The sequence below is a fragment of the Bacteroidota bacterium genome (assembly GCA_017303975.1).
In the GTDB taxonomy this organism is placed as follows: domain Bacteria; phylum Bacteroidota; class Bacteroidia; order JAFLBG01; family JAFLBG01; genus JAFLBG01.
Map to the genome: position 1 here is coordinate 23339 of JAFLBG010000007.1, position 12519 is coordinate 35857.

At 33.5% G+C, this 12519-nt stretch carries 12 protein-coding genes and 1 pseudogene; 12 read left to right on the top strand and 1 reads right to left on the bottom strand.

The genetic code is table 11. The features are described 5' to 3' along the window. The first annotated feature begins 30 nt into the window (after positions 1-30). The 11 genes and pseudogenes from J0M08_04150 to J0M08_04200 all read left to right on the top strand — a co-directional run bounded on the left by J0M08_04150 (position 31) and on the right by J0M08_04200 (position 9457). The gene (locus tag J0M08_04150) at positions 31-417 is read left to right on the top strand and encodes a hypothetical protein (protein ID MBN8702232.1); all 387 of its coding nucleotides are present in this window, start codon (positions 31-33) and stop codon (positions 415-417) included. Positions 418-785: 368 nt separating this feature from the next. Further along, positions 786-1178 carry a hypothetical protein gene (locus tag J0M08_04155; protein MBN8702233.1) on the top strand — a complete coding sequence of 131 codons (393 nt, stop codon included), beginning with the start codon at positions 786-788 and terminating at the stop codon, positions 1176-1178. 204 nt (positions 1179-1382) lie between these two features. After that, positions 1383-1956: pseudogene (locus J0M08_04160) on the top strand (hypothetical protein). 134 nt (positions 1957-2090) lie between these two features. After that, positions 2091-2609, top strand: coding sequence for a hypothetical protein (locus J0M08_04165; protein ID MBN8702234.1), 519 nt, complete (start codon positions 2091-2093; stop codon positions 2607-2609). 167 nt (positions 2610-2776) lie between these two features. Further along, on the top strand, positions 2777-3286 hold the full coding sequence (locus tag J0M08_04170) for a hypothetical protein (protein MBN8702235.1): 510 nt from the start codon (positions 2777-2779) through the stop codon (positions 3284-3286). Positions 3287-3374: 88 nt separating this feature from the next. Then, the gene (locus J0M08_04175; GenBank protein MBN8702236.1) at positions 3375-3605 is read left to right on the top strand and encodes a hypothetical protein; all 231 of its coding nucleotides are present in this window, start codon (positions 3375-3377) and stop codon (positions 3603-3605) included. 65 nt (positions 3606-3670) lie between these two features. Further along, the gene (locus tag J0M08_04180; GenBank protein MBN8702237.1) at positions 3671-3835 is read left to right on the top strand and encodes a hypothetical protein; all 165 of its coding nucleotides are present in this window, start codon (positions 3671-3673) and stop codon (positions 3833-3835) included. A gap of 370 nt (positions 3836-4205) precedes the next feature. Next, positions 4206-5999, top strand: a complete 1794-nt coding sequence (locus J0M08_04185) for a T9SS type A sorting domain-containing protein (GenBank protein MBN8702238.1) — start codon at positions 4206-4208, stop codon at positions 5997-5999. 122 nt (positions 6000-6121) lie between these two features. Then, positions 6122-8545 (top strand): T9SS type A sorting domain-containing protein, encoded by a 2424-nt coding sequence (locus tag J0M08_04190; GenBank protein MBN8702239.1) that lies wholly within the window; start codon positions 6122-6124, stop codon positions 8543-8545. Positions 8546-8753: 208 nt separating this feature from the next. Continuing rightward, a complete protein-coding gene (locus J0M08_04195) occupies positions 8754-8954 on the top strand; it encodes a pinensin family lanthipeptide (GenBank protein MBN8702240.1) in 201 nt (66 codons plus the stop codon). 71 nt (positions 8955-9025) lie between these two features. Further along, the gene (locus tag J0M08_04200; protein ID MBN8702241.1) at positions 9026-9457 is read left to right on the top strand and encodes a hypothetical protein; all 432 of its coding nucleotides are present in this window, start codon (positions 9026-9028) and stop codon (positions 9455-9457) included. Positions 9458-9510: 53 nt separating this feature from the next. Here the strand turns inward: J0M08_04200 and J0M08_04205 are convergent, their stop codons facing one another. After that, positions 9511-10983 carry a hypothetical protein gene (locus tag J0M08_04205; GenBank protein ID MBN8702242.1) on the bottom strand — a complete coding sequence of 491 codons (1473 nt, stop codon included), beginning with the start codon at positions 10981-10983 and terminating at the stop codon, positions 9511-9513. Between the two features lie 415 nt (positions 10984-11398). Between J0M08_04205 and J0M08_04210 the strand changes: the two genes are divergently transcribed. After that, positions 11399-12022: a hypothetical protein gene (locus J0M08_04210; protein MBN8702243.1), complete on the top strand. Its 624-nt coding sequence runs from the start codon at positions 11399-11401 to the stop codon at positions 12020-12022. Positions 12023-12519: the final 497 nt, after the last annotated feature.

Genomic DNA, 12519 nt, shown 5'->3' on the forward strand with positions numbered 1-12519 from the left:
TCTACTCACCAAAAAGAACGCACAGGTCTTATGTCGGCTGCCTACGCAAATAATAAACGCGTGTATATAAAAAATAGATACAGCGAGAGTTTTAGTTCCGGGGTAATAAACACTGAGCAAATATTTTATTTCATTAACGATTCTCTCGCTTTTTATTATGAGGTTAAAAACTGCACGGGCTCAGATCTGGGTTATGAAACGGATACTATGGAAGCAAAGAAGTATTTTTATGACGGAATGTGTATTTTAACTGAATACCGGGACACAAAAGAGGAAAGTTTTAAAGTATTTACGGAACTAGCCCTGGACGAGATAGCAGTGAATTGTTCTCCTCAAGTAGCATATATCGTATTTGAAGAGTTTATAAAAAGTGAAAATCGTACGATGAGTTTTTTAAAGACGAGTATTTTCGTGTAGAATAAGGGGATTGTTTTCAGTCTGAAATAGTTGAAAAAATGAGAGTATTTAATAAAATTGGGATTCATTTTTTAGTTGATATTTTCATTGGCTTTGGGCTAGCCATCCTTCTTTTGCTAGTTATAAGTTCACCACCAAGTAAGCAATTTTCCACACAAAATTATGTTTTTTTACTCTCATTTCCATTATGCTTCTTCATACCCTGTTCCAATTTATGCTGAGCATTTACAATATTTCTATTGCGAAAAAATATTGGCATGATGTCTACTTTTTTTTAGTAAGCATGCTAATTACCTATGTAACTAAAGGTAGGCGGGCATATCACAAACAACAACTTGCAGAACAACTACAGATTTAATGCAAATAAAATGAAAACAAAAAAAACAATTGAAATGATTTTTAACTCTATATCTCTGGTTATTTTAGTATGGTTTATTTTCAATTCATATTATGAATTGTTTGTTAATACCCCCGGAATACATACTTCAAGAATAGCTTTAAAATCAATGGGAAATGGGACTAAAATCGTTCAATTCTCATTAAATACGCCAACTATTGCGAGTTTTGTAATTTTAATTGCAGCGCTAGTAAGCATTTATTCGGCAATCATGATTTGTGTTATCAAAATATTTGCATTAAATAAAAAAACGAGAATATATTGGAGACTACAGATAGCAGGTTTATTTATTTGTTTTCTCACCTTAATTTATTCGATGGTTGATTTTTTAAATACATCATTCACCGGGTGGGGAAGTACGTAGGTTTCTTTTTGGTGGTGGTGGTATAGTTGTGGATTAAATTGATAAAACTCCTTACAGCGTAGAATGTAAAAGCAACGGTACTCAGGCGAAAGCCTTGTCTACGTGTGATAATTTTTGTAACTAAGCAGCTATAAGTAAGGGGCCTCGTTTTTTTGAATTTTCAAAATCACGGGAATTGAGTATATTTGAATTTCAAGAAAAAAAATGAGTGATATTAAATTATTCGAAAGCAAACAAATACGGAGCGCTTGGAATGAAACGGAGCAGAAGTGGTATTTTTCAATTCAGGATGAAGTTCAATTATTGACAGACACCTCTGATGTCAAGGATTATATCAAAAAAATGAAAAAGCGAGACGCTCAACTAAACTCCAACTAGGGGACAATTTGTACCCTAGTTGAAATGATGGCTGCTGACAAAAAAAACGGAAAGTTCAAGTCTTACAGCAGAAATAAGCAAAGCAACGTTTGGGATTGTACCAAGTGATTATAAAAAGCTGGAAGGGCTTACAAAAACTAGCGAAAATCTTCGCGACCACATGATGGACTTGGAGTTAATCTTTACAATGCTTGGTGAAGCATCAACAACAGAAATTGCAAATAACAAAAATGCACAAGGCTTTATCAACAATAGAAAGGCTGCAAAAGCAGGAGGGAAAGTTGCTAGAAAAGCAAGACGGGACCTTGAAAGAAAATCGGGAAGGAAAGTTGTTTCAAAAGAAAATTTCAAACAGCTTCCTGATAAAGAAAAACGAAAACTTAAAGAAAACAAATCCTAACACTAATTGTAAGCGAATTTGCAAACCACTACTTTCCACTACCAAACAACTCCCTACGAATTTTCATTTTGATTATCACACCCATGTTAAAGCACTAGCTTTGTCGTACAAGAAAAATAGCCCCTCATTACTATATGAAAACTCTAATTAATCCAAAACACCTAACAACCATACTGGTTTTTCTTTTTTCTAGTATGATAGGCTCGAACGAATTTTTTGGGAAAGCAAATAGTAGTAGTATACAAACAGCCAATACAATTAATCAAAATTGGCTTGACTCATTTGATTTGGATGGGGATAGTATCAACGACCATATTTATTTTGACTTCTCCGGAGGTGCGCATTGTTGCTATAAAATAAATATTGTTTTAAGTAGCGACAAAACGGAAAGAAAATTTCCTTTTGAAATGGATGGTGGTTATATTGGCGGTGTTGACAGTAGCCAACCTAACCAGTTTGATATTCGTGATATAGATAGTGATGGTTTGCCCGAAATAGTAATGCAAATAGAGACATACAATGGCCAACGACACACCATACCTGCAAAGTGGAAAAATAAGTATGGCATAAAAAGCAATAGGATAGTAATTGAATTTTCCGAAGGACAATTAAAAACAAGGGACTATAAATCACAGACAACTATCTACAAGTAGTTATATACAATAAATTTCCGGTAATGGTAATTGGATATCCGTAGTTTTTTTTAACCGGAAATAGTCAAAAAAAATCTATTTTTCAAAAAGATATTAAACAAATGAGGACGCGAAAAAAAAGCAGTAAGATAGGGATGTGTTTGATCGTACTATTTTTATTTGCTGCTATGGCATGTAAACAACCTGTGGGTAATACCAATCCATTAAAAGAAACATATCAGGAAGCCCCCATTAAAAAAATAAAATGGCCAAACATTAAAAAATCTTGGCATTTATTAACTATTACAGATACCGCATCTTTTATTTATATACCCTGTGATGCAGGCACCCCAACACTTGAATTTACAATAAAGGAAGACAGTATTTTTTTGTACCGCTTTTACGGACAAGACGATCAAACGTACTATATCACTGATTTAACTGATTTTGGAAATGACTCCTACAAATTTGCATGTACTTGCTTATCCGAAAAAAGTTATACAGATACATTGCATTTAACTATAATAGAAAATATAGGTTGGTGGTCGTTTGATCGATGGTCGTTAAATGAGCGTATGTGGGATAAAAAACAATATCCATACATCTCTAACGAACAAATTAAAAATTATAAAATAATTAATCAACCCTGCACCGATTGTTGGGAAGATTTTATGTGCGACTCCAGCCTTAAAAAATAATAGTCCGTATTGTTATTAAAAAAAATAAAGATTATATAGAACCAACCTTACAAACAGAACACTTCTTAAAATAACAAAACAAAAAAAGATGACTACAGAAAAACATATAAAACTAGGAATACAAACCGCTATTGTTTCTTTCTTACTGGCAACAGTAGGGCTTATTGTATATTATTTTTTTCCTACACTTGAAATAATTTTTGGATGTGTTATACTTTTCCTACTCATAGTATTAGCTAACTCCCTAATGTTCATAATACTTGCCACTCGAGCAAAAATAGAAAAGAAAATAGGAGAAAATTGGCTACCACCCTTCTAAAAATGCTTATCAATATCCCTATTGCATTTCTATACCTGTAGATAACGATTATTCTTGTAAATACAATGCGTATAACATTTATCAACGACACTCCTTTACCTATAACTGATTTGCAAACCATTGGTTGCGAGTCGAAAAAAGTTGGTACACTTGCGCCCCACGAAAGCAAAACGGTGTGGGTAAAAGCGAAGGGGGGAGCGCGCTGGTTAGTGTGTGGTAGGGGGATTTAATTGAGGGAATGTTAAACTATGAATGTTGAACAAGAAAAGTAAAATAATCAATTGGTCTGTTAGTCAAAAAGAAACGAATAGACTAATCGAATAAACAAATTTTAAAATCGTTCTTTGTTTTTCTCATGCAGGTTAAAGGTGGAGTGCTACATTAATATAGCACTCCGCTTTTTAAACATATTTTTTGTATAGCAACCTAATATCTGATAGTAAATATTGCAGAATTTAATTGCTTGATAGCCAAATATATTTAAGGTAATTGCGCTAGTGATTGTGCATGCCCAACTTGCCATTTGAGAAAAAAATTTATTTGACAAACGGTGCACAATCAATATACATTTGCGCCAACTTAACCCAATTAAGATTAATCATGAAAGCAAATTCAAAACGCTTAGCAGGAATGCTAGCATTAGTAGTGTGGGGCTTGTCTATGCAAACCCAAGCGCAATCATCTATTTCATTTGCAACACCAATTGCAAATTGTAACGCATCTTGTATTGCTACAGATGTAGATACAGTAAAAAAGAACTTTTATTTTATTGGTATGCTCGAAGGTTCAGCAGATTTTGACCCTTCTTCAAAAAAGAAAACCCTTACAGGTAATGGCAATTACGAACCTATGGATGGTGTGGAGCTTGGAACACCTATTGTGGCTTCGTACAAAGAAACAGCGACAGGAGTCGCACTAAATTGGGCAAAAACAATTAAACCAATTGCAAATGGATCATACATTTATTTAAGCGATGTTGTGTTCGATTACGCTACTTCTTCAATTTGTGTTACAGGATCTTTTTACGGAAAAATTAAAACTGATGCTACAGTATTAACCTCACTAAGTGATGGTGTAAATGTTTTTTTTATTAAGTACTCTGCTTCAGGTACAGTGCTAAAATCGGCTGTGCTTAAATCTGTTTCTAGTTCCGATTACCCGGCATTAGAGGTACAGGAAACAATCACCGATAAAAACGGAAATCTATACATACTCGGAAATTATTTTGGAGGCGATGTGTATTTTAATCCAAGTCCTTATAATTCCAATAGTATAACATTTCCTACCGGGGAGAATGGAGAGAAAGATTATTTTCTAGCGAAGTACGATAAAAATTTTAAGCTTATGTGGGCGAAACCTATTCGCACAAATGAAAATGAAATAGATATAAAAATGGATGTAGACAAGGGAGGGAACAATATTTTGTTATCCGGATTTTATAAAGTAGATACTACAAAGCTAAGCATCGACTTTAATACAAAAGACGCATATCAATACTATTTAAAAGGTAAGGATGGCGCATACAATTCTTTTTTTGCTAAATATTTTTCTTCAAACGGGAACCTGCAATTTGCCAAGCGAATTGAAGGTGCGCCATGGGGTAATGCAAAATTTGATAATGTTGGCAATATTGTATTTATAGGAAATGTAGAAAAGAATAAACCGGTTTATTTAGTGCCGGATAATAACCTAACAACAAAAGTAGTGGCAACAACCGACACGGCCTTTATAGCTAGATACAACGGGATAGGGGCGTTCCAATGGTCGGCACTAATAATGGGTAACGGAAGATTTACTATTGACTCAAAGAACAACACAATTATTTCTAGCTATAATTCTGTAAAAAAAATGTACAACATATATAAATACACGAGTATGGCAGTGTTGAAATGGAAAACTACATTTAAACCTACTGTTCAAAATGCCGGCTATGCAAATATAGTTTCAAGCGCACCGGTAGCTTGTTTTGGAAACACATTATATTTTACCGGTAATTTTTACGGAGGTTATACATTGGTTGCTTCATCAACCAGTAAAAAATTGACAACATCCGGAGGTTGGTTTGTAGCAAAGTATAAATTAAGTGGAACTGCTTTATCACCGGAAGATCAAATAGAAGAGAATAATAGCAATACATATAAAATGAATGCAACCACTTCTTCTATGAATGTATCCATTTATCCAAATCCTGCAACAGATGTACTTACTCTAAAAACTACACTAACTGGAAACGCAGTAATAACAATTTATAACTACAACGGAGTTGCAGTAAAAACAGTACAAGCCACCGAACAAGAAACAAAACTAAACATCTCTGAATTGCCAGCGGGAATTTACTTTGTAGAGATGGTTGGGAATGGAAATAAGGAAGTGAATAAAATAATTAAAAATTAGGAATGTAGAATTGTAAACTAGTCAAAAAGTCTAATTAGTTGAAAAAAAATGAGAAGACTGATTGACTAGAAGACTAAATAACAAATCGTACAACTTTTAAACTTTAAACTAAATACAAACCCATGAAAACAAATAAAATTATTTTTAAACTTAAAGGTACTCTACTTTTTTTTCTAATATCAGCATTTTCCTTTTCACAACATTGGGAAGAAATGGGAGAATCAATTGCCCCCCTCTTTGTGTATACAGACAATATTAATAATAGCATATATGGAGCGTTTAGTTCGAACAAAAATGGAATTTATGTTGCAAAGTGGAATGGCGCCTCTTGGTCTGAGCTTGGAACTGGTAACAACAAATTGAATGCGAATGATATGATATATAGTATAGTTACTGATGCAGCCGGAAATGTTTATATAGCAGGGGCATTTACAAATGGTAATGGAGACTGCTATGTGGCAAAATGGAATGGCACCTCTTGGTCTGAAGTGGGAACAGGAGCGAATTCTTTGAAAGCAGATAATTCGATCTACCAAATTATTATTGATGGAGCGGGAAATATTTATGCTGCTGGTGCATTCCAAAATGCCAACAACTACTATTATGTAGCAAAATGGAACGGCTCTTCATGGTCTGAATTGGGGACCTCCTTTACTACATCTCTAAAGGCTGGAGGTGTAATAAATACAATAGCTCTGGACTCCCAAGGGAATGTATATGCTGCAGGAGCATTTAGTAACAGTAGCTCTAATTATTACGTAGCAAAATGGAATGGTACTTCTTGGAGTGCAGTTGGAACTATGCAATACATGTCTTATCCGGGCATTTTCATTCTTAAGCTTGATGCAGCCAATAATATTTATGCGGGTGGTGGAAGCACCCAAATACAAAAATGGAATGGATCAAGTTGGTCATATATGTTAGATATTGCCCCATCCTCAACTGGAACAAACGTTTACGCTATAGAGATTGACGCCCAAAATAATTTATATGCTGCGGGAAATTTCGAAAACAGTAACTATAACTATTATGTAGCTAAATGGAACGGATCTTCATGGTCTGAATTGGGCACAGGCGCCAATGCACTAAATGCGGATGGTGCATTTATAAATCTATGCATAGATAATCAAGGGAATATATACGCTTCAGGGAGTTATAGAAATAAGGACAACAGAAAACAAATTACAAAATGGAACGGCACAAATTGGAGTGAACTAGCTACTACCTCCAATGCTTTGGATTCCGAATCAGGAGGGTATTACTATCCTACAAGCATTCATGATATTTGTAAAGATAATAGTGGGAATATATATGTTGCAGGCGGTATGCTAAATAGGCAAGGCAATAACATGATTTGCAAATGGGATGGAAATAAATGGGAAGAAGTTGGTGGTGCCGGAGCAAGTACTTTTAATGTTGATATTTATGCTATTGCAATAGATGCTACAGGTAATATTTACGTAGCTGGAGCATTTTACAATTCCGCTGGTATGCGCTATGTTGCTAAATGGAACGGTATAAGTTGGAACGAATTAGGAACAAGCACAAGTAAACTAAATTCGAATTATCATATTTACGATCTTATGACAGATGCATCTGGGAATGTATATGCTGCAGGAGACTTTAGAAATTCTAGCGGGAATAGGTATGTTGCCAAATGGGACGGAACTTCTTGGAGTGAATTAGGAATCGGAAGTAATGCGTTAAATGCAAACGACTGGATATTAAAAATGGTATCCGATAGCCAAGGAAATATTTACGTTGCAGGAGATTTTGAAAATTCAAGCGGATACAAATATGTAGCCAAATGGAATGGAACCTCGTGGAGTGAGTTGGGTATGGGAGCAAATAGCTTAAATGCTAATGGGACTATCGAGGCACTGACTTTAGACAATCAAGGAAACATCTATGCTGCAGGAAATTTTAAGAATACAATTGGAACGCAGTATGTAGCCAAATGGAATGGATCTTCTTGGAGTGAATTAGGAAGTGGGAATAACTCGCTATATGCTCAAGGAAAAATTAGGAGCATAGTAAGTAATTCTCAAAATCGTATATATGCTGCTATCGAATCTACAACTACTGTTAATCGTTATGTTTCTGAATGGAATGGATCTCAGTGGGACACTCTAGGACTACGCTTTACATTTAACGAAATGGATTATAGTGGTAACGTTACCGATTTACTTATTGATGCAAACAGTAATTTAATTGGAGCTGGAACTATTAAGAATTTAATAAACAATAGAGCTGTGATTTATTGGAACGCAAATCCTTTAACAGGAATTGCTACTAAAGAGGTAAAGCCTAGTTATTCTTTTTTCAGTATTTATCCTAACCCTGCAAATGCAGAAATTTTCATTCAATTAGAGAAACTAAAAGAAGCAGTTATAACAATTTATAACTACAACGGAGTTGCAGTAAAAACAGTACAAGCGAATGAACAAGAAACAAAACTAAACATCTCTGAACTGCCTGCAGGAATGTACTTTGTAGAGGTGGTGGGAAGTAATACGAAAGAAATTAAAAAATTGATTAAACAATAGTAAGTAGTTAGTACAAAGTATTAAGTACAAAGAAAAATACATACAAATTTTAAGATCGTTCTTTGTTTTTCTCATGCAGGATAAAAGTGGAGTGCTACATTAATGTAGCCTCCGCTTTTTCACTAAGAAAATCAAAAATCTTTTGCAAAAGTCGGGTATGCCGAAAACCGAAAAATAGAGTAGGCGAATTAATATTAAACCTATACAAATGAAATCAAAAATGAAATTGAAAGATTTAGAAGTTAAAAGCTTTACTACATCTTTGACTAAGACAGAGGAAAAAACAATTATGGGAGCTTTGGCAACTCAATGTTGTGGAGCAACTGATACAAGTTGTAAAACCGTAGAGCCGGCTCCTCTTGCAACACAGTGCTGTAGAGCTAGTGATACAAGCTGTATGACTGTATAATTTAAACTACGTCCTTCAGATTTTATCTGCACAAACGGATTGTTAGTCTGAAGGACTTTAAAATTGGTTAAATGAAAAGGAATTTGTTTTCTTTTGAGTGCACTGCATATAAGAATAAACATCTTGGTATGTTTGTTTCCTGGATGATTTTAAATGGTTTAATAGCTGATAAGCATAAGTCAAATGCACTATCGGTATTGATGAAAGTAATGAATAAAGAAATTACAGGCCTCGAGTTTATAGCTATTGCATGCGATGGTAATATGAAAGAAACTGATTTTAATGATGAGGGTAAATTGTTTGCACACTATTATCTTTGTTGTTCAAGTAATAACGATTTTTCATTGTACACTAAAGATTGTTTGACTGTGTTTCGAAAATCATTGTCTTCAATTTTGGAAGTAGAAAATACATGGATTAATTATCAACAGATTAAGCCGGTTATTGCAACAAAATTTTTAACATGGCGCGAGTTGCAAAACAATTATTGTTTGCAAAAGTAGTCGACTAACTTTTGAAATCAAGAAGTTAGAGGTTTAAACAATTGCTTTATATTCTATACAATTTCTTTGAGTTTACCCCTTACCCATTTTAATAAATATAAGCCTCCTACTAATGTATTTGTTTTATGTTTTTGAAGCAATGAGTTAAGTAGCTCAAATTGCGAGGTGCTGTTTCTATTGTCTTTTATAATTTCAAGTAATCTAGAATAGAATTCATTTTCAAAGGTATATCCTAAGTTTTGTTCGGTAAATGGTTTTATTTCTTTTTTATAGCACAGTTCTGCTTGTTCGTAATCTCTTCGTTCGAAAAAGAGCAAAAATTTGAGTGTGCAAAATTTATGTTTTCTAATGTCATACTTTTTTGCTTCGAAAAGGTTGTTTGTATCGACCATAACCTTTCCCATTTTTTTAAAGTCCTTTTTTAACAAAAACAAAATTAGGAGATGATTTACAATAGCTAGATAGGTATTTGAATTGTTGTTTTTGTTTTTCTGTAAAAAATCTTCTACTTGACTAGTGCTAAACTCTTCTAGATTATTACTGTTTAGCATATAGTTAATTTCGGTAGTAAAAAGTTTTGCTTGAATAATTAAAGCTCTTAGTCCAAGTTGTTTTTTATTTAGTGTGTTTTCAAATGTATGCAGCATTTCTTTTGCCAATTCAGTTTTGTTTATGTGAGCGTAATAACCACACAATTGTAAATACGCATTGCAGTATTTTGCATAGAACGATGGATATTGTTCGAGTAGTTGTTTCTGCTCACTATACAGCAGGAGTAGTTTTTCGTAGTGTTTGATTGCTTCTGTAATTTGGCCGGTATAGCCATTTAGAATCGCAATTGTTTCTAATGAAATAAATTTTGTTTTATGCAAAGATTCTTTTTCTCGAAGTATTTCAGTGCTAGAATTTAGGAGGGTTGAGAGTTTATTGTTGTTTTCTTTTTTGTTGGGATGGGATTGATTAGTAAGGTAAATCATTTCGTAGCTATTGATTAAAGCTCGTTGATTTAGGTCGTTTAGGTTTTTTGTGTACTTCAATTCATCCAACTTGCTTGAAAATTCTTCCGGTGTATATTCTGCTAAGTGAAAAAATACTTTTAGCTCATATGAAATTAATTCTTGTAGCTTATCAAACAACTCCTTCTCTTTGGCTACTTGTTTAGCTTTTTTTATTTGCTGAAAGCACTTTTCGTATTGTTCTTTTTGCTCCAGTATTTTTATAGTTTCTAAATAATTATTTATTTCATCTTCTATATCGAAATTCGACTTGTTGGCTTGTAAGCTCTTTAGGATAAGCTCATATAAGTAGTTTTTGGTGGAGGCAAAATTTTTGATTTTTCCCGAAAGCTGCTTTTTTATTTTTTCTTCATCATATAATTTGTTTTCGGCAATATTATCAAAAAGCAGCATGTAGGAATTCTCTTCTTTACCAATAACATGCTTAGAAGCATAGTGGTAAAATTGTTTTTTCTCTGCTCCTGTTAATGAATGAATAAGGTTGTATAGTGATAAGCTTACTTCTGCCATGGAATTATTTTATTATCAAGTATAATGAAAAAAGAATACTTATTTGTAAAGAATATAGAGCTGTTTGGTTTTCATATTACTTCTTAAATCAACTCACATATCCCAGACTCTGCCCCAACATTACCACATGCAAAATGTTCTATTCGAGACGAATCTAGGATGCTTGAATTGGTAGTCTGGTTATTTTCTATAGAAATCGTAAACGTTAGATGGCTTACTTTAATTTAGGATTGAGAAATTAATTAAGCTAACCAACTTAGTATTTAATGTAGCAACTTGTATTTTTTTAATCCTAGAAATCAACAGATTACGTTCTGTTGTTTTGTACTCAATCTCCAATCTGCGCAAAAATTTGAGTGGACAGAGCGGTTGGTGTTACTGTAGATTTGTATCATAACAATTTAAAACTAAAATCATGAAACGAATTTCTTTACTCTTGATTATGGCATCGCTTATAACATCTGCGAATGCACAAAAAAATGAATTAGGTGTATATGCTGGCATTCACTACAAGCAATCATTCCTAATTGATCGTACTACTGATAGGTATGTTGAGAATTTTTACCCTAAATCATCTGGTGGTGGAACATTTGGAGTGGCGTATAAAGTAACCACGAAACGAAATTTTATATTTGGGACACATGTATTGTACTCGAAGAACACAATACTCAATGCACCTTGTATTAATTCTACTCTATGGAGCGTAGCTACAAAAAGCATCAGCTTCCCAATTACCGCGGGTTATACATTAGGGCGTAGGTTGTTTGTATCTTCCGAGATTGGTGTAGGTCCTAGCTTTCTTATGGAGAAATCTGTTATGTATAATACCGCAGATGATGACATTACTTATGATGTTCTATACGTGGGCAATAAAATTGGTTTTGCAAGTATGATAGATTTATCAACCGGATATATTTTAAATAACCGAACAAAGTTTTACTTATCTGTACGTGGCAACTCTAATGTTGGTAGAATTTCATCGCTAAATTTTGGTGGTGGTATTATGTATTCTTTTCTATCTAGCAAGGAAAGTAACTAGTGGAAATATATCATTCAGCTTTTTACTATTGCAGAAAAGTTAATCAACATGATTGGCTGTTCTGCAAAATTAATTTAAGAGCTGTTTTGTTTTCTAGACACTATTTATTTATCGAATTCGAAGGTTTTTACCAATACTCTCGGATTCTAGTTCCTCATAGAAAGTTCAGTCGTATTGAGAAGAGTGAATATTTAACTATTGATTTGATAGTTTTTTGTGCAAATTGGCAGCAAGTTAAGTTTGAATGCAATGCAGATTTGGACCCCAAGGGAACATAAAATGATTCCCTAAAATTTACAGTATTATTTTCTTTTTTCGTAAACTAGGAAAACACATATTAATGATATAATATTTGTTTTAAAAAGTTGATATATAGTTATATGTGTTTGTATGTGTATTATTAAAGTGTAATTAAAGTTGAAAATAGAATTGCCAAAACTGGATAAATGAAATAGATTTGTAGGAAAGTATAAATAGGTTTTTTCTCTGAAATAGCG

Excerpts from the sequence above, each read along its gene's own strand:
- J0M08_04150 (MBN8702232.1), top strand. The coding sequence starts at position 31 with ATGTCGGCTGCCTACGCAAATAATAAACGCGTGTATATAAAAAATAGA.
- J0M08_04155 (MBN8702233.1), top strand. The coding sequence starts at position 786 with ATGAAAACAAAAAAAACAATTGAAATGATTTTTAACTCTATATCTCTG.
- J0M08_04165 (MBN8702234.1), top strand. The coding sequence starts at position 2,091 with ATGAAAACTCTAATTAATCCAAAACACCTAACAACCATACTGGTTTTT.
- J0M08_04170 (MBN8702235.1), top strand. The coding sequence starts at position 2,777 with ATGGCATGTAAACAACCTGTGGGTAATACCAATCCATTAAAAGAAACA.
- J0M08_04175 (MBN8702236.1), top strand. The coding sequence starts at position 3,375 with ATGACTACAGAAAAACATATAAAACTAGGAATACAAACCGCTATTGTT.
- J0M08_04180 (MBN8702237.1), top strand. The coding sequence starts at position 3,671 with ATGCGTATAACATTTATCAACGACACTCCTTTACCTATAACTGATTTG.
- J0M08_04185 (MBN8702238.1), top strand. The coding sequence starts at position 4,206 with ATGAAAGCAAATTCAAAACGCTTAGCAGGAATGCTAGCATTAGTAGTG.
- J0M08_04190 (MBN8702239.1), top strand. The coding sequence starts at position 6,122 with ATGAAAACAAATAAAATTATTTTTAAACTTAAAGGTACTCTACTTTTT.
- J0M08_04195 (MBN8702240.1), top strand. The coding sequence starts at position 8,754 with ATGAAATCAAAAATGAAATTGAAAGATTTAGAAGTTAAAAGCTTTACT.
- J0M08_04200 (MBN8702241.1), top strand. The coding sequence starts at position 9,026 with ATGAAAAGGAATTTGTTTTCTTTTGAGTGCACTGCATATAAGAATAAA.
- J0M08_04205 (MBN8702242.1), bottom strand. The coding sequence starts at position 10,983 with ATGGCAGAAGTAAGCTTATCACTATACAACCTTATTCATTCATTAACA.
- J0M08_04210 (MBN8702243.1), top strand. The coding sequence starts at position 11,399 with ATGAAACGAATTTCTTTACTCTTGATTATGGCATCGCTTATAACATCT.